The organism is Saprospiraceae bacterium (assembly GCA_026129545.1).
Classification (GTDB): Bacteria; Bacteroidota; Bacteroidia; order Chitinophagales; family Saprospiraceae; genus M3007.
This window is the reverse complement of record JAHCHX010000001.1, coordinates 3,057,126-3,079,426: the sequence shown is the minus strand read 5'-3', so window position 1 is coordinate 3,079,426 and position 22,301 is coordinate 3,057,126. Positions and strand designations below refer to the sequence as shown.

The 22,301-nt window shown below is 51.7% G+C and carries 21 protein-coding genes; 11 read left to right on the top strand and 10 right to left on the bottom strand.

Annotated elements, in window-relative coordinates:
* Positions 1-98: 98 nt before the first annotated feature.
* The 6 genes from KIS77_12005 to KIS77_11980 form a co-directional block, all read right to left on the bottom strand.
* Positions 99-806 (bottom strand): hypothetical protein, encoded by a 708-nt coding sequence (locus KIS77_12005; protein ID MCW5923064.1) that lies wholly within the window; start codon positions 804-806, stop codon positions 99-101.
* Positions 803-1,846, bottom strand: coding sequence for an acyltransferase (locus KIS77_12000; protein MCW5923063.1), 1,044 nt, complete (start codon positions 1,844-1,846; stop codon positions 803-805). The genes KIS77_12005 and KIS77_12000 overlap by 4 nt, the downstream gene beginning before the upstream one ends.
* A gap of 16 nt (positions 1,847-1,862) precedes the next feature.
* A complete protein-coding gene (locus tag KIS77_11995; GenBank protein MCW5923062.1) occupies positions 1,863-3,125 on the bottom strand; it encodes a glycosyltransferase in 1,263 nt (420 codons plus the stop codon).
* 67 nt (positions 3,126-3,192) lie between these two features.
* Positions 3,193-4,158 (bottom strand): glycosyltransferase family 2 protein, encoded by a 966-nt coding sequence (locus KIS77_11990; GenBank protein MCW5923061.1) that lies wholly within the window; start codon positions 4,156-4,158, stop codon positions 3,193-3,195.
* A complete protein-coding gene (locus tag KIS77_11985; protein MCW5923060.1) occupies positions 4,155-4,802 on the bottom strand; it encodes a hypothetical protein in 648 nt (215 codons plus the stop codon). Before KIS77_11985 ends, KIS77_11990 begins: the two co-directional genes overlap by 4 nt.
* On the bottom strand, positions 4,771-5,022 hold the full coding sequence (locus KIS77_11980) for a helix-turn-helix transcriptional regulator (protein MCW5923059.1): 252 nt from the start codon (positions 5,020-5,022) through the stop codon (positions 4,771-4,773). Before KIS77_11980 ends, KIS77_11985 begins: the two co-directional genes overlap by 32 nt.
* Before the next feature lie 167 nt (positions 5,023-5,189).
* Here KIS77_11980 and KIS77_11975 point away from each other — a divergent pair, with 167 nt between their 5' ends.
* Positions 5,190-6,071 (top strand): hypothetical protein, encoded by an 882-nt coding sequence (locus KIS77_11975; GenBank protein ID MCW5923058.1) that lies wholly within the window; start codon positions 5,190-5,192, stop codon positions 6,069-6,071.
* A 100-nt stretch (positions 6,072-6,171) separates the two neighbouring features.
* On the opposite strand, the gene hemA is transcribed toward KIS77_11975, so the two are convergent.
* Entirely contained in the window at positions 6,172-7,425 is a 1,254-nt protein-coding gene (gene hemA / locus KIS77_11970; protein MCW5923057.1) for a glutamyl-tRNA reductase, read from the bottom strand.
* Between the two features lie 148 nt (positions 7,426-7,573).
* Between hemA and KIS77_11965 the strand changes: the two genes are divergently transcribed.
* From KIS77_11965 to KIS77_11955, 3 genes are all read left to right on the top strand, one after another.
* Positions 7,574-8,467 (top strand): DMT family transporter, encoded by an 894-nt coding sequence (locus tag KIS77_11965; protein MCW5923056.1) that lies wholly within the window; start codon positions 7,574-7,576, stop codon positions 8,465-8,467.
* Between the two features lie 180 nt (positions 8,468-8,647).
* On the top strand, positions 8,648-8,845 hold the full coding sequence (locus KIS77_11960) for a hypothetical protein (protein MCW5923055.1): 198 nt from the start codon (positions 8,648-8,650) through the stop codon (positions 8,843-8,845).
* A gap of 52 nt (positions 8,846-8,897) precedes the next feature.
* Positions 8,898-9,554: an RNA pseudouridine synthase gene (locus KIS77_11955; protein ID MCW5923054.1), complete on the top strand. Its 657-nt coding sequence runs from the start codon at positions 8,898-8,900 to the stop codon at positions 9,552-9,554.
* On the opposite strand, the gene KIS77_11950 is transcribed toward KIS77_11955, so the two are convergent.
* Positions 9,551-10,954: an L-serine ammonia-lyase gene (locus KIS77_11950; GenBank protein MCW5923053.1), complete on the bottom strand. Its 1,404-nt coding sequence runs from the start codon at positions 10,952-10,954 to the stop codon at positions 9,551-9,553. The genes KIS77_11955 and KIS77_11950 overlap by 4 nt on opposite strands.
* A gap of 200 nt (positions 10,955-11,154) precedes the next feature.
* Between KIS77_11950 and KIS77_11945 the strand changes: the two genes are divergently transcribed.
* A complete protein-coding gene (locus KIS77_11945; GenBank protein ID MCW5923052.1) occupies positions 11,155-13,521 on the top strand; it encodes a 3-hydroxyacyl-CoA dehydrogenase/enoyl-CoA hydratase family protein in 2,367 nt (788 codons plus the stop codon).
* A gap of 5 nt (positions 13,522-13,526) precedes the next feature.
* Here KIS77_11945 and KIS77_11940 read toward each other — a convergent pair whose 3' ends face one another.
* Positions 13,527-15,284, bottom strand: a complete 1,758-nt coding sequence (locus tag KIS77_11940) for a T9SS type A sorting domain-containing protein (protein ID MCW5923051.1) — start codon at positions 15,282-15,284, stop codon at positions 13,527-13,529.
* Positions 15,285-15,915: 631 nt separating this feature from the next.
* On the opposite strand from KIS77_11940, the gene KIS77_11935 reads away from it, so the two are divergent.
* From KIS77_11935 to KIS77_11920, 4 genes are read left to right on the top strand one after another with little or no spacing between them, the layout of a single operon-like run.
* Positions 15,916-16,149, top strand: coding sequence for a hypothetical protein (locus tag KIS77_11935; GenBank protein MCW5923050.1), 234 nt, complete (start codon positions 15,916-15,918; stop codon positions 16,147-16,149).
* 1 nt (position 16,150) lies between these two features.
* Positions 16,151-16,315, top strand: coding sequence for a hypothetical protein (locus KIS77_11930; protein ID MCW5923049.1), 165 nt, complete (start codon positions 16,151-16,153; stop codon positions 16,313-16,315).
* The gene (locus KIS77_11925; GenBank protein MCW5923048.1) at positions 16,300-16,452 is read left to right on the top strand and encodes a hypothetical protein; all 153 of its coding nucleotides are present in this window, start codon (positions 16,300-16,302) and stop codon (positions 16,450-16,452) included. The genes KIS77_11930 and KIS77_11925 overlap by 16 nt, the downstream gene beginning before the upstream one ends.
* A 42-nt stretch (positions 16,453-16,494) precedes the next feature.
* Entirely contained in the window at positions 16,495-17,064 is a 570-nt protein-coding gene (locus tag KIS77_11920) for a phosphatase PAP2 family protein (protein MCW5923047.1), read from the top strand.
* Positions 17,065-17,166: 102 nt separating this feature from the next.
* Here the strand turns inward: KIS77_11920 and ald are convergent, their stop codons facing one another.
* The gene (ald, locus tag KIS77_11915; protein ID MCW5923046.1) at positions 17,167-18,279 is read right to left on the bottom strand and encodes an alanine dehydrogenase; all 1,113 of its coding nucleotides are present in this window, start codon (positions 18,277-18,279) and stop codon (positions 17,167-17,169) included.
* A 576-nt stretch (positions 18,280-18,855) separates the two neighbouring features.
* Here ald and KIS77_11910 point away from each other — a divergent pair.
* Together KIS77_11910 and pheT are read left to right on the top strand one after the other, a co-directional pair.
* Positions 18,856-19,233, top strand: coding sequence for a hypothetical protein (locus KIS77_11910; protein MCW5923045.1), 378 nt, complete (start codon positions 18,856-18,858; stop codon positions 19,231-19,233).
* A gap of 140 nt (positions 19,234-19,373) precedes the next feature.
* Complete coding sequence (gene pheT / locus KIS77_11905; protein ID MCW5923044.1) at positions 19,374-21,848, top strand: phenylalanine--tRNA ligase subunit beta; 2,475 nt, start codon at positions 19,374-19,376, stop codon at positions 21,846-21,848.
* Positions 21,849-22,301: the final 453 nt, after the last annotated feature.

Sequence of the window (22,301 nt, the reverse complement as noted above, 5' to 3'; positions counted from 1 at the left end):
AAAAGCGCGATGAAGATTAAAAAAGTGAGGCTGTTGAAGACCACTTTTGAGAGATGAGTTATGAGCTATAAGAGATTACCGAGCACAACTTTGATGACTTATCTCTCATCTCCTATAACTTTTTCGATTTCTTTTTTCCAAACCAAATACCCCATCCCGTTCAAATGAATCCCATCGTCAGTGAATCGCGCCGACAAATCCCCGCTCACGTCGGTCAGTTGGCTGTACAGGTCAACATAAGGCAGGGCATAGTCTTTGGCAATTTGCGCGATGCGAACGTTCAGCGCCTGAATCTCGACATTCCCGGCAGGCAGGCTTCTTACTGTACCGTTCACGGGCAAAACACTTTGCAAAATCAGTTCCGAATCGGGTGAATCACGTCGGATTTTTTGCACAATCTCTCGATACCGCGCCTCGATAGCCTCCGGCTCGTTGCCCAAAAACAAGTCGTTCACGCCAATCAATAAAAAAATTTTCAACGGTTTGTGCCGCAGCACCTCACCCAACCGCCCCCAAACGCCATTCACATAATCGCCCGATATCCCTCGGTTCAGCACTCGGATGGAATCGCCCAACAATTCCTGCCACTCGCACAACGACGTTTGGCTATCGCCAAGCATCACGACTGCGCCGGGGCGTTCGGGCAACTTTTCAAAAAGCGTTTTCCGGTGCGTGTAAAGCCCTGCCTCGCCGCTTCGAAGGCGATAAAGGGCGTAATTCCAGCCACCGAGGCGGTGCACCATGTAGGCGATGCCTGACGCGAGCAGCACATTGAGAATGAGGGAAAAAATCAGGAGGCGTTTCATATTCTCTTTCTTTCAAAAATTCCTGTCCACCACACGCTCAGCGGTTCAAAAGCGCGGCCAGCCAACAGCGCGAGGGCAAGGAACGGCAGCAAACTTAGCCAATTTGCCGAAACGCCCATCAAATGAAGCAGTCGCAAATAAATTTCTAACACTAAAATATGCACGAGATAGAGCGAATAGGAAATACTGCCCACCCACAGGAAAAACCGCTTGAGCAGCGGCAGGAATTTGTCCCCGATTTGAAAGAAAAAAACGCTGAACGCCGCGTAGCCGACGAGCGCCGGGATGTCGTTGAAAACGCGGCCTGCGTCACCCATTTTCAGAATCATCAAAATCATGATTCCGCTAAAAATCAGAGCGATAGGCAAATAAATCCACCAAGCATGGTTCCAAAAATGCCGGGTACCTTGTACCGTTCGCCGTGTACCATCTCCCAGCACCATCCCCAACGCAAACTCCCACAAAAACTGCAAAAAGAAACTATTCCAAACCCGCGAATCGCCTTTCCCCAAAAAGTAAACAATCAGCCACCAAGCAACGGAAACAGCGAGTGCGATTCCGAAAAACAGCGAATGGTTGTCCATCTTTCTTTTCAACCAAAGCAGAAAAGGAAAAACCAAGTAGAACTGAATTATCGCGCTGATAAACCAAAAATGCCCGCCGAAACTCTCGATGTATCGCTCCGAAAACATCTGGTAAAGACCCGCGCCTGCCAGCCACGCATCAAATCGGTCAGGAAACAATCCCAACAAAATCGCCCCCAACAAACTAATCGTGAGAGCCAAAACGTAGGGTAGCCAAACTTTGACGAGGCGGCGTTTGTAAAAAAGCCCCACCTCGACCCTTCCCGAAGGAGAGGGGTTTGAAGACAGCACCAATCCGAACCCCGACAACAGAAAAAACAAGTGAACGCCTGTGCCACCGAACACAATCGCTTTTTGCAAAAGTGCCGACAACTCAAGCCGTTGTAGCGCGTGGTAGCACACAATGGTGAAAATCGCGTAGCCTTTGGCGAAGTCAATGTATTCGATGCGGTTCATGCCGTAACGCCGACTTTTAGTCGGCTTGCTGTTCGTTTTCGGGCCGACTGAAAGTCGGCTTTACAAGTTCATCCACCGACACCTGTTTTCGGTGTTCGGTGTGTTTGAAATGTTTGTTCGGGTCGCGCATTTTCAAAAGGCTCGTCATTTGCCGCCACACAAACTTCGGCACGTTCCAAACAGCGTCCCAGACTGGCTTCGGCGCATGGTCGAGTTTCAGGACCCATAAGATGTTCAAAGCGAAAATGCCGAGCGCGACCACCAGAGCCAATGACCAAGACGGCGCGATGCCCCCCCCAAAAATCGCCAACAATCCCGCCAGCCCGACTTGGATGAACATCGGCAAAGCCAGCGTGACCCAGCCAAAGTAAAACTGGTTGAAATTCAACCTTGTAAGCCCGCGAAACAGCAGTCCCGCCGAGTTCGGCAGATTTTGAAAATAGGAAAAAAGCCAGCGGCTGCGCTGGGTTTCCACCGCCTCACCCGTCTCCACTTTTTCATCAAAAACGATGGCGCTGCGGGCGTACGCGATTTTTTCGCCGCGCCACAGCAGGAAGTTTTGAAGGATTTTGTCCTCTTGCAACATCTTTTTTCCCGCGAGTTGGCCGCGCTCGATTTCGGGACTTGCCAAATAGGCTCTGTACAGCTCTGCCTCCGTCGCCATGCCCGACCCACTGATGACCGCCGAGCCGCCGAGCCGATACGGCACTTCGCGCTCGATGTAGTTTTTGTAATGCTCGCCCATGCTGTCGAGCGCCGCATAGGTTGTGTCTAAATTTTTCGCTGTTCGCTGCCCCTGAATGCAGCGAAAACCCGCGTTCGCGTAGCAGTTTATTTCCTCCAGAAAATTCGGGTGGGCCAGGTTGTCGGCATCAAAAACAGCGATGAAATCGTGCGGGCGTTTGAAATGTTCGACCGCGTGAATGATACTTTTCACTTTCAAGCGCAACGGCGAATCTGGGCGCAGCAAGACAAATCGCTCATCCGAAATGCCAAAATCGAAGTCTGGGCATTCGTCGGCGACGAGATAAATCGTGTGGTTCGGGTAAGTTTGCCGCAGCAGCGACTCGACAAGGGGCTTGGCGATGGCGGCGTTGCGGTAGGCGGTGATGATGCAGGCGAAGTGGAGAGGGTTTGAGAGGTTTGAGGAGTTTGAAGGGTTTGAGTTGTTAGGATTAAGCCGCTCTTTCCCAAATACTTGCGCGAGCAACACGGTGACGAAGGGGTACACGAGTTGCAAGATGAGAAGAAGCGCAAGTAGGGAAAAAATGATTTGCATATATCGGTTTTTGACAGGATTGATGTGATTTACAGGTTTTTGAAAACAAAAAATTGAATCTTGTAAATCATGTGAATCCTGTCTCCTCTTTGGAAAATTTCGCGCCAAAATTCCACCAAACGCCGCGCAAAAACGCCTTTAAATTTTCCGTCTCGCCGCGCAGCAGGTAGAGCAAAATATTTTTCGGAATCGTCACCAAAAAAAGGAAAACGAAAAAAAACGCCAGCCGCCAGCCGCCGAAGTTGCGCCGCATGAACCACACGCGGTTGCGATTCAGATAGTACGTTTTCAACGCGCCGAGTTTCTCCACCGTCAGGCTTTCTTTGTGATACACGCGGGCACGCGGTTCCACCCAGACGCTGAATCCTGCCCGCAGGATTCGCTCGCACCAATCCAGTTCTTCGTAGTACAGGAAAAAAACCTCGTCCATCGGGCCGACTTGTTCCAACACCCGCCGCGAAATCATCATCGCTGCGCCGTGCGCGTAGGCAGTTGGTTGAGGTTCAGTGAATTGACCTTTGTCAACATCCTTGTTGCCGATGGTTCGGTTGCGTCCTGTGAAGGGATTCACACGGGTCATGCCAGCGTATTGAATAATGTCGTTGTTGGTTGTTGCCCGCCCGGATGAATATCCGTTCGGACGCGGTTGTTCGTTGTTCGTTCTGAAATAGCAAATTACTGGGCTGACAATCCCCAAATCCGGCACTCGTTCGAACAAGGCGAGCAGCCGTTCGATACAACCCGCCGTCAGTTCCGCGTCGTTGTTGACGAAAAAAAGAAAGTCGCCTTTGGCTTGTTTCAGCGCCAGATTGTTGCCCCCGGCAAACCCCAGATTTTGCTCGCTGCGGATGAATTGGACTTCGGGGTATTTCTCTGAAAACACCTGCGCGGGATTTTCCTGGCTGCCGTTGTCCACCACGAAAATTTCCACATTCCGATAATCCTGCCGCCGAATGCTGTCGAGCAATTCGCAGGTCGCGTCCGCTTGGTTGAAGTTGACGGTGATGATGGAAACGAGAGGGCGCGAGGTCATAATTGAACGTGAAAATGGTCGTCGTGACGGGCGGCTTTGCAGCCATGCTGGCGGAATTTGTCGTAGCGTTCCAGCCCGAGGCGTTTTTCCAAATGCGGCTGAATCAAGACTTTCCCGACCGACGGGTGTTCTGCCAAAAGCCGCGCCAACTCGCGGGTTTTCTCTTTATCAAAAGTATAATTCTCCTTGTTAAAAAATGGCTCCGCGAGGGTTTTTAGCAGAGAAATGTACCACCTCCCCCTGCCTTCGCAGTCGGCGGCATAGTCGTACTCGCCGGGCAAGGGTTCGGCGCAAACGCCGTATCCGAATGGCGAAGGCGCGCCTGGCATCGGTTTCCCACTTTTCGCGTCGTTCCAAAAAAAGGCAAGGTCAACCTTTTTCCCGTCTTTATGGCTGAAATGCGGTTCCTGTGGATACCCATCAATGAAAGGAAAATTAGCATCCATATACCAAACAACCGAGCCGGGATAACGGGTTTGCGTTTGTTCGGCCACTTCTTCCAAAGCGCGACGCAATTCTGGCCGGACGTAGTGCCGATTGAAAGCGGCGAAGAGAAAACTTTCGGGTTGCAGATGCGGGTTGGAAAAAACGGGAAGCGGAACGCGGCCTATTTTATAGGGGAAGGTCTTCCTTCGGCAATTCAAAATCGAACAACTCCTTTGGATGGACATCCAACGCTTGGGCAATCTTGAAAACTTGACTAAGCCCGGCATTGATGATGCCTCGCTCCATTCGACTTATCTGACTGAGTTCGGAGTCGGCCTTCCAAGCCAACGCCTCTTGCGAGAGACCTTGAGATTCTCTCAACGCTCTCATTCTCTTGCCGAAAGCTTTAAGCCCAGCCGGATAAGTAGTGTATTTCACACCACGAGGTTCAAGAGGTTACAAACAAACAATTTAGGCAAATTTGCCTAAATTGCAAAAAGCCTTTACGTTTGCCGCAACAAAACATTGTTTCACCCCGACGGCAAAGGCCCCCCACTAGCGCGCGAGGCAGGAAAAACCTAAGGCTGTCAAAACATCTTCATTTTATGAAACGCTTACCAACGTCTGGCTTCCGCCCAGCTATTATCACGTTTTTTTCCTTACTCTTGCTTCTTGGCTGTGAAAAAGATGGCTTTGCGCCATTTGATACTCCTGATGAGATAGGCGACTATTCTCCAAGCGTGAATTATCCCATTAGCATTTGGGAGGCGATGACTTATTATGGTCATTTAAATTCATTCCCCCCGCATCCCCTTAATGGCAATGACACCACCTCGTTTAGATTGGTGAGTATGGAGCCTGCTTGGGAACAGGCTTTTATTGGTCATTCACAATCTGGCAAGGAAATAGTGATAGTGCCAGTACCCGACGAATGGTTGACCAATCACAACCAAGGTCGGTCTGGCGCAAGGTTGCTTTTCAGCAAGATAAATAATGACAGTATTTCAGCCCGCCTGCTTGTTTATCTGGCTGATACCGCTTATCATCAAGCAAACAACGGAGTACTTGACTTCAATACATTTACTGGCCTCTACATATTCTTTGATATAGGCCAACATTTCGTCAACGGCCTTCGGATGCATAATGGAGCTCCGGTTGGAGAAGTAAAATCTGTCTTCAAAGCGGGAGGGACGAGTGCGCTTGACCGCAATGAAGGGTGTGACTGCATCGTTCATTTTGATATCATACTCGCTTGCCAAGTTTTTGCTTTTACAAATTGTGATTATTCCAACGTAGTTGTTGAAAGCGAAGTTTGCGATTGTTCAGGTGGCGGTGGTGCCGCCAGCGGTTCTGGAAGTGGTAGCGGTGGCTCTGGCGGAGGCGGCTCTGGTGGCGGTGGAGGTACAGGTGGGAGCGGCGGAGGCCCTACACAACTGACTTATTCCGCCTTGCTTGGTGTTCTCACCCAGCAGATGCACCCCGAGTGACCGGGCTTACATAGGCGACGGCCAATCCTTACCGTATCAGAAATGCTTCAGGAAGGGCCGAAAATGGCAAAAATTGTAGGGGAGATTTTTGGGGTGCGAGTTAGACCAATTTGACGCTTTTGCTGTTCTTGCCCCGTAGCACGACCGCCTTCGCAGCCTTCATCGGAATGGCCACGCATTTTTTCTCCATGTAGTTCAGCATTTTGAGCATCAATGCTTGTGCGGCACTGTCAAGTTCGGCGAATTCTTTTCCAAAAACTTCATTCACAGCGCGTTCTTTCACGGCACGCACCTCGTCAGGAATGTGGGCAAGCGCCCGCTCCACTTGTCGCTCGTGCCACAGTTCGCGGTAGGCAAGGATGCGCCGTTCGATGATATCGCCCGCTTTGAGGCGCTCTCGCTCGCGGTGGGCGAGGTTTTCGTTTGCGACGGTTTTCAAGGATTCTATTTCAACAAAATGCACGGGGTGTTCGCTCACTATTCGCTTGTCCACGTTGTTCGGCACGGAAAGGTCAACCACCGTTTTGCGGGACGTTTCGCCAGCCAGAAGCGAGCGATACAACGCGGGTGTCACCACGGCTTGCGTCGCTCCCGTGCAGACGACGAGCGCGTCGAAACCTTCGGAGTAATGTTCCAGCGCATCGAAGGGCAGGGCGCGACCGCCGAGTGTGGCGGCGAGGTGTTCGGCATTCTCCAACGTGCGGTTGAAAACAGTGACGTTATGGTAGCCGTTTTTGGCCAAAAACTTGGAAAACAAGGTGTTCGTTTGCCCCGCGCCGATGAGAAGGATGCGAGCGTCTTTTGCCAAACCCGTTTTTTGCATGGCCGAAAAAGCTAGTGCCACGACAGAAAGGGCTTTTTCGCCGATAGCCGTTTGGGAATAAATCTCTTTGGCTGTCTCGATGGTGAAGCGCATCAACAAACGCAGATGGTCGCCCGTAAGATGCCAAGCGTGGTTGCGGTCGTAGGCCTCCCGAAGCTGACGAATGATTTCGCGCTCGCCGACCACGAGGCTATCCAAAGAACCCGCTACCTCAAAGAGGTGGCGGACGGCTTCGGCGCCATGCAATAGGCGCATTTTGTCCGCGATGGCATCCTGAACTTGCTCCGACAAATGGGGGCAAATTTCTTTCAACACGCTGATGGGCAGGTCATCACTCGCTGGGGCGGCACTGTAAAAAAGAAAAACCACCCGGTTGCAGGTGGAGAGATAGAGCAGTTCGTCCCAAGCGAATCGGGCTTTCAATGCCCGTAGGGTTGCGGGTGTGTCGTCGCCCGGTATTACGAGTTGCCCGATGGTTTCCAAAGGGGCGTCGCGGTGCGTCAAAGTGAGGATGTGGTAGCCGTCGAGCATGGCTTTTGTTCAGATTGTCGAGGGTGTATTTCTCAAAATTGACGTAAAAGTAGTAGGCGAGGTTGCAGCCCACTGTCACACCATTGTCAACGGGCGGGCGAGCAAGAAATTTGGAAAGCGTCTAAACGGCTGCGCTACCTTTGCGGCCATGACTGATAAGCTCCGCGCCTACCTCTATCTGCATTTTTGCGTCCTTATTTGGGGTTTCACAGCTATTTTGGGCAAGTTGATTTCGTTACAAGCGTTGCCTTTGGTGTGGTGGCGGGTGTTGATTTGCTGCGTCACGTTGATTTTGTTGCTTCCCTTCAGGCACATATTGGGGCTGACACGCGCGATGTTTCTGCGTTTGTTGGGCGTGGGTGTTTTGGTTGGCATCCACTGGCTGTGTTTCTACGGTGCCATCAAAATCGCCAATGCATCGGTGGCCGTTGCTTCCATGGCCACCACTTCGTTCTTCGCGGCGCTTACCGAGCCGTGGCTGTTGCGACAAAAGGTGAAGTGGTACGAGCTCGCGCTCGGCATTTTCATCCTGCCGGGCATGGCCTTGGTGGTGGGTCACATTGATTGGACAATGCGGCTGGGTTTTGCCGTTGGCATTTTGGGAGCCTTGCTCGCTGCCGTTTTTACGGCATTGAATAAAAAAATTTTGGAAGAAAAAACACCGCCCCCACCTTTGGTGATGAGTTTCGTGGAACTCTTCGGAGGGCTGGTGGTGACTTCTCTCTCGCTGCCTTTTGCCTTGGCCTACACCCCCGAACTGGCGGTGATGCCGGCGCGTTGGGACTGGGCGTGGCTGGGTGTGCTGGCGTGGGTGTGCACGTTGCTCCCTTATTACCTTACGTTGCTGGCCATGCGCCACATTTCCGCGTTTGCCACCAATCTTACCATCAACCTCGAACCCGTTTATGGCGTTTTACTGGCAGCAGTGCTATTCCATGAGCACAAAGACCTGAGTCCGGGTTTTTATTATGGTGTGCTTATCATCATATTGGCTGTGTTCGGGCATCCGTTTTTGAAAAAAAAATTCTCGAACGAGCAATAGCTGCGCGAATGGAACACGCTTGAAAAAGGGTAAAAACGCGAATCAGTGGTTGAGGCAAAATACTGAAAACGTGTGCTGTTCAGGTGGTGATGTCAAATCACCTCCCGAACGAATGCTTGAATATCAGACATTAAAGAACTTCAAGCCCTAACTCGCATATAAAACTATCAACAACCGCTCATGCTTTTAAAATGGCTTTTCACTCTGTTGGCAATCGTATGGCTTTATCAAGCACTGCGCCCCATGCTTTTCCCGCCAAGACCCCGTCAGGCTCCCCCACCCCCGCCGCCGCCAACTTTCCACGCGCAACATCACAACGTGCCAAAGGCCCGTCCTGACGACGACGGAGAATACATTGACTACGAAGAAATAAAATGACGCCCCACAGGACATACCGTCACTTCACCATTCCCCTTACCACTCGCTGCTCATGCTCGACATTCTGTATAAAGACCACCAGCTCATTGCCCTGAACAAACCACCGGGCACTGCGGTGCAACCCGACAAAACGGGCAACGTGCCACTGCAAGCACAGGCAGAGTCATACTGTCGGCAGCCGCTTCACTTGGCGCATCGCCTCGACCGCCCTGTGAGCGGGGTGGTGGTTTTTGCCAAAACAAAATCGGCTATGGCGGCACTCACAGAACAGTTTCGCAGCCGCTCGATAGCGAAAACCTATCTGGCAGTCGTTCAAAATATGCCGCCCGCCACAGAGGGCACCCTCGTTCATTTTCTTAGAAAAAACGAAGCAAAAAACATCAGCGTCGTCACGACTGAATCAGACTCCCGCGCCGAACGAGCGGAGCTCCGCTACCGACTTGTAGGCAGCAGCGAACGGTATCATTTGCTCGAAATAGAGTTGATAACGGGGCGACATCATCAGATTAGGGCGCAGCTGGCCGCCATCGGATGCCCCGTCAAAGGAGATGTCAAGTACGGATTCCGGCGCGGCAATCGCGACCGCTCCATCCATCTTCATGCGTGGAAATTGGCATTCCAGCACCCCGTGTCAGGCGAGGAGATAAATCTGGTGGCCAAGCCCGCCGCTTCCGACCCAGTCTGGTCGGCCTTGCTTGACAGCGATTAGCACTCCACCAAATTCACCGACACCGCCAGCCCGCCGTCAGCCGTCTCCTTGTACTTTGTGTTCATGTCGGCAGCAGTCTCCTTCATCGTTTTGATGACCGCGTCGAGGCTGACCTTGGCTTTCGAGGGGTCGCTTTCGAGGGCAATTTGACTAGCGGTGATGGCCTTGATAGCGCCCATCGTGTTGCGCTCGATGCAAGGAATCTGCACAAGGCCGCCGATGGGGTCGCACGTCATGCCAAGGTGGTGCTCCATCGCGATTTCAGCAGCCATCATCGCTTGTGCGTAAGAGCCGCCCAGACACTCGGTCAATGCGCCTGCTGCCATCGCGGACGACACCCCAATCTCTGCCTGACATCCCCCCATGGCCGCAGAAATCGTCGCTCCTTTTTTGAAAATACTGCCCAACTCACCCGCCGTCAGAAGAAACTTCACAATATCGGCATCGCCCTGAAAAAGGTCGCTGAAACAAACATGGTACATCAGCACGGCAGGAATAACGCCCGCCGCACCGTTGGTTGGAGCTGTCACCACTCGCCCAAAAGCAGCATTTTCCTCATTCACCGCCAACGCGAAGCAACTGACCCATTTGAGCGTTTCCTGAAAAGTGTGCCCGCCTCGGCTGATTTGAAAAATCCAATCTTCCACATTGCGGTAGGGTCTGTCTTTCAATAATTTGTGACTCAACGGTGCGGCGCGACGGGCCACATCAAGTCCGCCGGGCAACACCCCGTCGGTGTGGCATCCTTTGAAAATACAATCCCTCATCACCCACCAGATGTTGAGCAAATCCGTGCGGATCTGCTCCGGCGAACGCCAAACAAGTTCATTCCGAAACACGATGTCAGAAATGTTTTGCCCCTCCTGCACACACCATTGGCGCAGCTCCTCCCCTCGGTCAATAGGGAAAGGCAAATGGGTGTCGGAGCCTTGATTTTGTTCCCCTTCTTTCACCACAAACCCACCGCCCACAGAATAATAGGTGTGGCTCTCGCCTTCTCCGTTATGATAAAAAGCCCTGAAAATGAGGCCGTTGGCATGATATGGCAAAGTCTGGTCAAAGTGAAAAACCACATCGCGCTCAGGGTCGAACGGCACGTCGCACTGGCCTCCCAAGCGAATCTTCTTGCTCCGGTGAATTTGCTCAAAATTCGCGGACACGTCCTCTACTGGAATCGTCACCGGGTCGTCGCCATTCAGCCCAAGCAACACGGCGAGGTCAGTGCCGTGTCCTTTGCCCGTTTTTGCAAGCGAGCCATAGAGCTCCACTTGGACGGAAGCAACTTGCCTCAAATTGATTTCTCTTAAAAAACGCTGCGCGGCACGCCAAGGCCCCATCGTGTGCGAACTCGAAGGCCCTATGCCAATTTTGAAAATATCGAAAACGCTGATGCGCTCCATAACAAGAGGGGTGGTGAATGGAAATAATTGCTCGCCGAAGACCCGGCAAAAGCAGGGCGAATGTAGGGGAAAAGTGATTTTGGAAAGCGCGTGAATTGCCTACCTTCGCCCAACGAATTTTCGCTTGCTCAAATTTTCTCCCAAACAGCATTTTCAGGATGAAATCCCCGTCCTGCAAATCCTGTAAATCCTGTCCAAAAATGCTCAACAAACGCATCAGCAAAGTCACCGTCCTCGGTTCCGGCCTCATGGGAACCGGCATCGCCGCACACCTCGCAGGCTGCGGCCTCGAAGTCCTTCTGCTCGACCTCGCCAGCGAAGGCAACAAAAATAAGATTGCTTCCGATTCGCTTCAAACAGCCTTGAAAGCCAAGCCCGCGCCTTTTTACGACAACAAATTCGCCTCGCGCATCACGGTCGGCAACTTCGACGACGATTTCCCTAAAATAAAAGACTGCGACTGGATTATCGAAGTCGTGGTAGAGCGCCTCGACATCAAAAAGCAGATTTTTGAAAAAGTGGAAAAATACCGCGCCAAAGGCTCGCTCGTCACTTCCAACACCTCCGGCATCCCCATACACCTCATGGCCGAAGGCCGCAGCGACGACTTCCGCAAAAACTTTTGCGGCACTCACTTTTTCAACCCTGTGCGCTACATGCGCCTGCTCGAAATCATCCCCACGCCCGACACTGACCCCGCTGTTACAGAGTTCTTTATGCACTACGGCGACGTGATTTTGGGCAAACAAACCGTGCTGTGCAAAGACACGCCCGCCTTCATCGCCAACCGCGTGGGCGTCTATGCGATGGCAAAAATCTTCCAACTTGCCCACGAACTTGGCGTCGGCATTGACACGGTGGACGCGCTCACCGGCCCGGCCATCGGTCGCCCAAAAACCGGCACTTTCCGCCTTGCCGATTTGGTCGGCATGGACACGGCGGTTCATGTCATAAATGGGATGAAACAGAATGCGCCCGACGAGCAGATTTCCAAAATGGAAGTGCCGAAATTTTTGAATTTCCTCGTCGAGAACAAGTTTTTCGGAAACAAATCGGGTCAGGGTTTTTATAAAAAAACAGGAGAAAAAGATGCGAAAGGCCGCCCGGTCGTGTTGGCGCTGAACCTCGAAACACTCGAGTACGCCCCCAGCCAAAAAGAGAAATTGCCCATCCTCGAAACGACCAAACAAATTGACGAACTGCCGCGCCGCATCAAGGCTGTTTTTAAAGCCGACGACAAGGGGACGCAACTCTTGCAACGCTCTTTCCTCGGCCTGTTCGCCTACGTCTCCAACCGCGTCCCGGAAATTTCCGACACCGTTTATGCGGTGGACGATGCGCTCCGCGCGGGCTTTGCCTGGGAAGCCGGGCCCTTCCAGTATTGGGACATGGTAGGCGTGAAGGAAGGCGCGGAACTCGCTGAAAAACAAGGAGAAAAAATCGGCGCTTGGGTGAAAGACATGATTGCCGCAGGCCATAATTCTTTTTACAAAGTCGAAAACGGTCAGCGGCTTTGTTACAATCCCGCCGCTAAAAAATACGAACCCCTGCCTGGCGGCGAAGCCTTTATCATTCTCGACACTTACCGCTCGAACAAACCTGTTTACTCGAATGCCGAATGTACCCTGCACGACATCGGCGATGGCGTGTTGTGCCTCGAATTTCACTCCAAAATGAACGCCATCGGCGAAGGCATTTTGCGAGGCATCAACGACTCGATTCAAATCGCCGAAGAACAAGGCTGGAAAGGCATGGTCATCGGCAACAACGCCCAGAACTTCACCGTCGGCGCCAACCTGATGATGATTGCGATGATGGCCTACCAACAGGAGTGGGACGAGCTGAACATGGCGGTCAATATTTTCCAGCAAACTTCGATGCGGATTCGCTACTCGGCTGTGCCTGTGGTGATTGCGACGCAGGGCTACGTTTTTGGCGGTGGCTGCGAATTTTCCATGCACGCCGACGCGGTAGTAGCCGCTGCCGAAAGTTATGTCGGCCTCGTGGAAGTCGGCGTGGGCATCATCCCCGGCGGCGGCGGCACGAAGGAGTTTGCCGTGCGCCTCTCCGACGAAATCTCAAAAGAAGGCGATGTGCAGATTCCGCGCCTGATTGACAAGTTCAAAACCATCGCCACCGCGCAAGTCGCTACTTCGGCCTACGAGGCGTTCAACTACGGCTACCTGCTGCCGACGAAAGACTCGGTCGTCCACAACGTCGCCCGCAACATCAGCGAAGCCAAAAAGAAGGTGCTGGAACTCGCCGCCGACTATGTGAAACCCATCCCGCGCAAAGACGTGTACGTGCTGGGGCGCACGGGTCTCGGTGCGCTCTACATCGCCGCGCACTCTCTGAAACTCGGCCACTATGCCAGCGAACATGATATCCTCATCGCAAAAAAAGTAGCCTACGTGCTCTGCGGCGGCGACCTCACCAGCCCGCAGACAGTGAGCGAGCAATACCTGCTCGACATTGAGCGCGAGATGTTTCTGTCGCTTTGCGGCGAGCAAAAGACGCTGGAGCGGATTCAGTTTATGTTGGAGAATGGGAAGCCGTTGAGGAATTGAAAAACTCACATTTTCAGTATCCGCTTCACGCGCTTGCTTTTTCCATCTTTTATTTCCAAAAAATAAATCCCAATGGGCAACTGACCCATTCCAAAAAGTTGAATCTCCACATCGGATAATTTGTTTTTTGGGACTTCTATTTGCCTCCCTAACATATCAAACAAGCGGACTTCCGCAGCAAGTGCAGGATTTGAAAGTCGAATGGTGAAATGGTCGTAGAAAGGATTGGGGGAGACACTTAAATTTATTGTCAAAGGCGGTTCCGTACTTGACACGGTCGGTAATTCACCATTGGTCTTGCGGCGGTAAACGCCACTTTGTCCCATGAATAATTCGCCCTCAAAAAGGGCGAACACTTCTGCACTCTTGCTCCAAAGTCCTTCCGAAAATGGCAACCAGTTTTCTCCAAAATCAGTAGAGAAATACACGCCGTTGTTTTGCAGCGCAACAAAAATCGTGTCACCTGACATTTCGACATCGTTCCAACGATAATCCTTATAAATCCCTGTTGTAGTAAATCTGGGATGTTCTGTCCAAGTTTGCCCGCTATCGGTAGAGACAAAAAAATGGTAGCCTTCGTCCGGCGTATATTCAAGGGGTTGGGCGACGATGCACACATTATCTTTAACGTAGAGCGACCAATAGTCTAAAGAGGAAACGGATGGGTTGGACGAGAACGGAACAGGTGTATTGGAAAATAGAACAAATGCTTCATTGCCAGTATCCCATCGGAACAATCGGCCATCATGGTTCAAGAGATACAACACGCCGTTTGAAGCAGAAAATGTTATGACATTCAAGCCCGCGAGTTGTGGATAGAGACTTTTCCAAGTTTTTCCAAAATCGTAAGAAATGCGCGGTACTTTAATAGCGGGAAAGTCGCTCCAACCGATAATTTGATTACCCATCTTTTCCATTCGCTCGATGTCCCATACAGGACTGCCGTCCGCGTTTGTCGCCCATTGGAAAGCCTGTCCGCCATCTTCCGAATACCATACCTGCCCAGCCCATGCAGAGATAGCGATATTGTTTCCTTCAACCACCACGTCCTTGACTTGGCGCATTTCATATTGCGGCGCGAGCGGTTCCCAATGATGTTTGTCAGGCAATAGTCTGTAAAGCCCGGAATGGGTGGCCGCATACATTTGCCCTGCATAAATTTTCAACTGGGTAATTTGGCCGTCGTTCAAACCTTCGCATTTCGTCCAGTTTGTCGCGTCCATGCTGCGGAGCACTCCATTAAAAATAGTAGCGCGAAAAATCTCGTTGCCAGTAGAAAGTACCCCGAAAGCGGTGTAGGTCTCTGGTGGCAGCACATGCTCCTCAAACTTTCCGATTGCGGCATTGGCCACCCAAGCCCTTTGACTCACCTGCCCAAAAGCATAGAGTTTGCCTTGAAAGGGCAACAAGACATCAATATGGTTAAAATCATTAGCTGTCGCGCTGAAAGTCTGCCAAGTTGTGCCGCCATCTTCCGAGATGCTGGCTGTGTTTGTCTGGAAGCCATTTTTTACGATGAACGTATGGCCTTGTTTGAATTCAAGACTGACATTTTGAGGAAAAGTCAGGAGCGTGTCCCATGTAAAGCCACCATCGGAAGAGCGAAAAATTGCCTTCTCTTTGCTGCGAAACATTTGGTCGCCATCAGCTATAAAAACGAAACGGTCAGTATGAACCCATTGCCAAGTCGCGCCAAAATCGCCCGTTCTAATAGTACCGCCTGAATGTTTGCGAGCATAAACAAAGCCGTCAAAAATCTGCAAATCATTGCTGATAGTGTCCCAATGCGGCGCAGTCAATTCTGCCCAAGTAAAGCCCTCGTCGCTCGATTGGAAATAACGCCTTCCGAGCGAGTCATGGGTGCATCTTACCAAAACGTGCTTACCGTGGGTTTCCAGCATAGGATAGCTGCCATCGTGGAGTTCTGGTACGTCCTCCCAAGTCGCGCCCATATCCGATGAGCGCCAAACGCCGCTGCCTCCGCTCGTCAGCAAGGTGCTGTTAGAAAGTTTGAGTTCGTAGAGTAAGGCCCCGGGCGGCCCTTCTGTCTTCAACCATTGAGCACTCGATCCAAATTTGAAACAGCAAAAAACAAGAAGGAAAAAGCCTTTGAATGTGAAGGGAGAGAAGAGCGAATAGTGTTTCATTTCAACAAGTTTTAAAACAAGAATAGATTTTTGTAAAATCCTGTTTTGCGAGGCAAATTATGAGATTCAAGGCAAAGACATTACGCTGTTTCGATACTGAAATTCTGTACTTTTGCACCAAAAGCGAACGCATGGACACACCATCTCACCAAACTTCTACTCCGCTCCGAATCGGCGAAAACGTCCGCGATTGGATTGCAGCTTCGCATGAAGGTTGAGAATTAACTTGCTCAAAAATCGCTTATTTTTGCAAAAAAATAAAATTATGGAGATGCAGGCCAGCCAAAAACTCAGCCCCTTGCAGTTGGAATTGTTGAAGGTGTATTCCTTCAACCCGACAGAGGAGGAACTTTTGCAAATCAAGGAAATACTCGCCCGCTTTTTTGCAAAGCGATTCACCGACCGCGTCGCACAGGCTGCTGAAGCCAAAGGTATCACAGACGACGACCTCGACCGGTGGTTGAACGAAACCAATCAATGATATGCGCGTCGTCCTGGACACCAATGTCTTCTTGGTTTCGGTATTGCCCCGACACAAATATTGGTGGGTGTTTCAGGCGTTGCTCGACCAAGAATATGACCGTCATATCATTGGCAACTTATTCATTCCGACCCTGACGATGACAAGTTTGTGGACTGTGCTGTAGCGGGAAATGCCGATTTTATCGTGACCAATGACGGTCATTTTAAGGTGCTGAAAGACATTCAGTTTCCCCGCATAGAAGTGTTGAGTATTGACGAGTTTGAGCAATTGTTACTTGAGCGGCGAAAAATCAGCACTTAAAAAATAATATGCGCTTCATCGAACTCCCTTCACAAACGCTCCATGACAAAATCCACCGCCACCATCCTCTCTACCGTAGGTCATCCGTTCCTGTTGCTGCCGGTGGTTTTGTCGCTGCTGACGGTTCGGCAACTTCCTTTTGAAAAAGCGTGGCCGGCGTTGGCAGCGATATGGGGAAGCCTTGCTGTCATGGGCGCGTTTTTGTTTTTCAGAAAAAGAAAAGGCAAAATCTCGAACTGGGACGTGTCGGCACAAAGCGAGCGCGCCAGCAATATTTACCGCCCTGTGTTGATACTGTTGCTGGCAGCGGCGGCATTGCTCTACTTTTTTCGCCAGCCTTTTGTGGGCGAAACGTTGTTTTTTGCCCTGCTCATGGCCGTTTGTTATGCCATCAACACGAAAATCAAAATCTCGCAGCACACGCTGATAGTGACATACTTGGGTTTTCTGGTGCTTTCGGCCAATCTCTGGGCAGGCGTGGCGATGCTGATTTTTGCGCCCTTCGTCGCATGGTCCCGTGTCGTGTTGGGCCGGCACACTCAGCGGGAAGTTTTGATTGGCGGTTTGGTGGCGACGGCGTTCGGGATAGCGCACATTGGTCTGTTGGGCTAACATTTCAAAAGCATCCTTGCTTCGCCTGAATGCTTTCACGACAAACACAAATGGCCGCCCGAACACACGAGCGGCCATTATCACTTTTTGTTTTTGGCATTTTCACAGCACCCCTGCCACATCATGCATCGGCAGCCCGAACGCATCGGCCACGCCCTGATAGACCACTTTGCCACCCACCACGTTGAGGCCAAGCAATAGCTCCTGATTCTCTTTGCAGGCTTTTTGCCAGCCTTTATTGGCTAATTGGATAGCGTAGGGAAGTGTTGCGTTAGTCAGCGCCACGGTCGAGGTGAACGGCACCGCACCCGGCATATTCGCCACGCAGTAATGCACCACGTCGTCAATGATATAGGTAGGGTCGGCATGCGTAGTAGCTCTTGTGGTCTCGAAGCTGCCCCCTTGGTCCACTGCCACATCCACCAACACGGCACCGGGGTGCATGAGTTTCAGCATATCGCGGGTGATAAGTTTGGGTGCTTTGGCTCCCGGAATCAGCACGGCACCTACGATGAGGTCAGTGTCCTGAATGAGGCGGCGAATGTTGTATTCGTTGGAGAACATGGTGACCACATTGGCGGGCATCACGTCGTTCAAGTAGCGCAGGCGATTGAGGTTCGTGTCAAGTATCACGACTTGAGCGCCCAAGCCAGCAGCCATTTTGGCCGCTTGTGTGCCCACCACACCTCCACCGATGATGAGTACTTTGCCGGGAGGCACACCCGGTACCCCGCCCAACAGCACCCCGCGACCTTTCACGGGTTTTTCCAAATACTTGGCACCCTCCTGAATCGCCATGCGCCCGGCAACTTCCGACATCGGAATGAGTAGGGGCAGCTGACGGTCTTTGGTTTCCACCGTCTCGTAGGCGAGGCAAACGGCGCCACTTTTTATCATGGCACGGGTCAGCTCTTCGCTGGAAGCAAAGTGGAAATAAGTGAAAATCAATTGGTTGGGCCGACAACGCGGATATTCTTCCGCGATGGGTTCTTTCACCTTCATTATCATCTCGGCGATGGCCCACACCTCGTCGGCGGTTTGTAAAATTTTCGCGCCTGCCTCGATGTAGTCGCTGTCCTCAAAGCCGCTGCCGATGCCCGCCGTGCTTTGCACATACACCGTATGCCCCCGGCGGGTCAATTCCAAAGCCCCGGCAGGGGTGAGCGCCACGCGATTTTCGTTGCTTTTAATTTCTTTTGGTACACCAATTATCATGTCTGATTGATTTTAGTTGGTAAAAAAATTTAAGTCGGAAAAGCGGGCAAAGGTAAAAAAGGGTTTGAAGGTTTGAGGGTTTCTGGTTGGAAGGTTTCTGGTTGGAGGGGGAATGTTCAGGAAAGCGTGTCAAACCTTCCTATATGTTTTTTTTAATGGCGAACGCTGCACTCAAAAGATCGTAAATTATTGAAAACCAAAACCCTGTGCCTCCGTGTCTCTGTGTTTTCTCATTGCCCGAACTGAGGTGACACAGCTTTGTGGACACCCTCGTTTGAAGGTTTCTGCCTGAACGGATGCTCCATTCGGGCGTGCAGAAACCTATTTTAATGCCGTGTCTGGTCAATGCTCCGTGAATATGGTGAGCCAAAATTTTCCTTTATCAGGGCGCGGGTAAGGCGCAATACGGGATATTGTAACCGACGAACAACGCAGAGAAAGGGTGCCCTATTCATGAGGCATTGACCATACACGGCACTAGCCTTTTTTCGCCAGCATCGGCAATAATACAAATTCGACCATTCCCGTATTTTCGCCGTCGGATATTTGTCACTCTTCACTAAACATATTCGCACGATGAACAAACCTCTCAGCAAAACATCACCTCTTGCAGTCCTGCTTTTTCTGGTTGGCATGACGCTTTGGCTTGGCTGCAAAAAAGACGACAAAAAAGGCCCGGAGTGCAATATCTCTGGTGTCACCTTTGCTTATTCAGCCAATATCAAGGGTATTATTGACCGCCATTGTATTAGCTGCCACGCACCCGGCAGCGGTGTGTCGGGAGCAGACGTTTTCGATTTCACGAACTATGAGGCTATGAAGCCCCATCTGGACGCTGGCCATGTGCTCGAAAGGGTCGTTATCAAGAAAGATATGCCTCAGGGCGGCGCCATGACCCAAGCCGAGCGCGATAGTGTGAACTGCTGGATTCAGGCAGGCTATCCGAAAAATTAAGTTTGAGGGTTTCTGGTTGAGGGTTTAAAAGTTAGCGAACAACCAGAAACCTTCAAACCTTTTTAAGGATTCTCTCTACTTTTGCCCAAATTACTAAATCCCCGCGCCGAAAACCGAGCGCATAGTGTCACTGAGAAACAATGAAGGTTTCGCTGAATTGGCTTCGAGATTTTCTCGACTTAGATAAATCACCCTCTGAAATCGCCGACATACTGACATCGCTGGGGCTTGAAGTGGAAGGTTGGGAAACCGTGCGACCCTCGCCTGTTGATTTGGATAAAGTTTTGACGGGCAAGGTGTTGGAGTGCGAACGCATACCCGAAACCGACCACCTTTCGGCCACCAAAGTAGATGTTGGCGACGGCGTAGCCCGCTCCATCGTGTGCGGCGCGCCTAACGTGGCCGCAGGCCAAAAAGTCCTCGTCGCCCTGCCCGGCGCCAATGTTTTCAGCAAAGACGGCCAACTTTTCCAAATCGGAGAGCGCAAAGTCAAAGGCGTGCCATCGCAGGGCATGATTTGCGCCCAAGACGAACTCGGCATCGGCTCTGACCACTCCGGCATCATGGTGCTGCCCGCCGACACGCCGCTCGGCGTCACCGCCGCCGCGTATCTCAAGAAAGATTCTGACACCGTCATCGAAATCGGCCTCACACCCAACCGCGCCGACGCGACGAATCACCTCGGCGTGGCGAAGGATTTGGCCGCCTATTTCCGCGTTCAGGAAAATCGGGATGTTCAAATTCGCGAGCCAAAAATCGCTCAATCCGAAATCCGAAATCCGAAATCCGAAATTGCAGTTGAGGTTTTGAGCACCGAAGCCTGCCCTCGCTACACCGGCCTCGTTATCAGGAATTTGAAAGTCGCCGAAAGCCCCGACTGGCTCAAAAACCGCCTCCTCACCGTTGGCCAGCGACCCATCAACAACGTGGTGGACATTACCAACTACGTCCGCGTCGAACTCGGCCAGCCGCTCCACGCTTTCGATTTGGCGGAAATAAAAGGCAGGAAAATTTTGGTAAAAACCCTGCCTGCCGGAACGCCTTTCAAAACCCTCGACGAGGTGGAGCGCAAGCTCTTCGCAGAAGACCTGATGATTTGCGACGGCGAATCCACCCCTTTATGCATCGGTGGCGTGTTCGGCGGCTTCACGAGCGGCGTTTCTGAAAAAACGACCGATATTTTTCTCGAAAGTGCCTATTTCGACCCAAAATGGATTCGCCGCTCCATGCTGCGACACGGCCTGCGCACCGACGCGGCCTGGTCGTTTGAAAAAGGCGTTGACCCCAACGGCTGCCGCCGCGCGCTCGAACGCGCCGCCCAACTCATCGTTGAAATTGCCGGCAGCGAAATCGCTTCAGAGGTCGTGGACATTTATCCCAACCCCGTTCAGCCCGCCCGCGTGACCTGCGAGTACGCCCGCGTGAACGCTTTGATTGGGGAAAATTTGCCAAAAGAACGAGTCAAGAAAATCCTCGCCGCCCTCGAAATCGGCGTTGAAAATGAAACGGCCACGAGTTTCGTCGCGGTCATTCCCACCAACAAACCCGACGTGCTCCGCGAGGCCGACGTGGTGGAGGAAATCCTGCGCGTGCACGGGCTGGACAATGTACCCATCCCCACCCAAATCCGCAGCAGCATGGAAATCACCCAGCGCCCCAGCCCCGACGCGGTGCGCAACCTCGCTTCGGAGTTTCTCGCTGCCAATGGCTTCAACGAGTGCATGGGGATGTCGCTCTCCGGCTCGCACTACTACCTCGGCGAAGGCGCGGCGCTGCCTTATGAAAAAGAGCAACTTGTGTTCATCCACAACTCCGCCAATCAGGGGCTGGACTGCCTGCGTCCGACAATGTTGTTGAGCGCCTTGGAGGCTGTTCAGAGAAACCAGAACCGGCAAAATCCTGATTTGCGGTTGTTCGAGTTTGGAAAAACCTACCAACGATTGACGGCAGACGGTACGCGGCAGACGGAAAGCGAGTTTTCGGAGATTTCGAGATTAAGCATTTTGCTTACGGGCGCTCATTCCGCCGAAAGTTGGCAACCCGCCGCCAAGAAAAACGTGGATTTTTACACCTTGAAAGCCATCGTTCAAAACCTGCTCGCCCGGCTCGGCGTGAGCGGTTTTCAGGAAACGGCCATTCAGGAGGCGCCGTACCAGTACGCTTTAAAATACCATCGCGGGCAGCAGGAAATCGTGACTTTCGGTGCGATTCAGCCTGCGATTTTGAAAAAAACGGACGTGAAAAACGCCGTGTTTTTTGCCGATTTCAACTTTGAAAACGTGCTGAAAGCCGTGGCAAGCAACAAAATACAATTCGTCGAACTCAACCGCTTCCCCGCCGTGCGCCGCGACCTCGCGCTGGTGCTCGACCGGGGCGTGACCTTCGCCGATATTAGGCAGTTGGCTAACAAAACGGCCAAAAAACTGTTAACTTCGGTTAATTTGTTCGACGTGTTTGAAGACGAGCAAAAACTCGGCGCCGGGAAGAAGTCCTGCGCCGTGAGTTTCACCTTTGAAGACCCGGAAAAAACCCTCCAGGAAAAAGAAATTGACAGCCTCATGCAGCAATTGCAGCAGGCATTTGAAACGAAATTGAACGCAGTCATCAGAAAATGAACCACCGAGCCATCAGCGAACAATTTGAAACGGAAATATCCGCGCTTTTTGAGGAGTTGCGCTCCGGGATTGCTGAACGCGAGGATTCGCGGGCGTTCGGGGCGATGATTGAGCGTAGGATTACTCAAAATTGGTCGCGGCTGTGTGAAGGGTTGGGCTATGAACCAGTGAACATTCCCGGAAGGCGCACTATTTTTGATTTTGCCTGCAAAATTGACGGAACGCTGTTCGGTTTTGATGTGAAAACCAAAGATTTGGACACAACAAAATACTCTGACGGTGGGGTATGCGCGGTAGGCAATTTGTTGAAATATTTAGCGAATGACAAGGGTGTATTTGTCATCGTTGAGTTCGGGCACAACAAGTCAAGCGACAAAAGCGACGCGAGAGATTTGGAGTATATCAGGGTAGCGCCTTTTCACACGCTGCCAAAAGATTGTTACCGCATTGAAA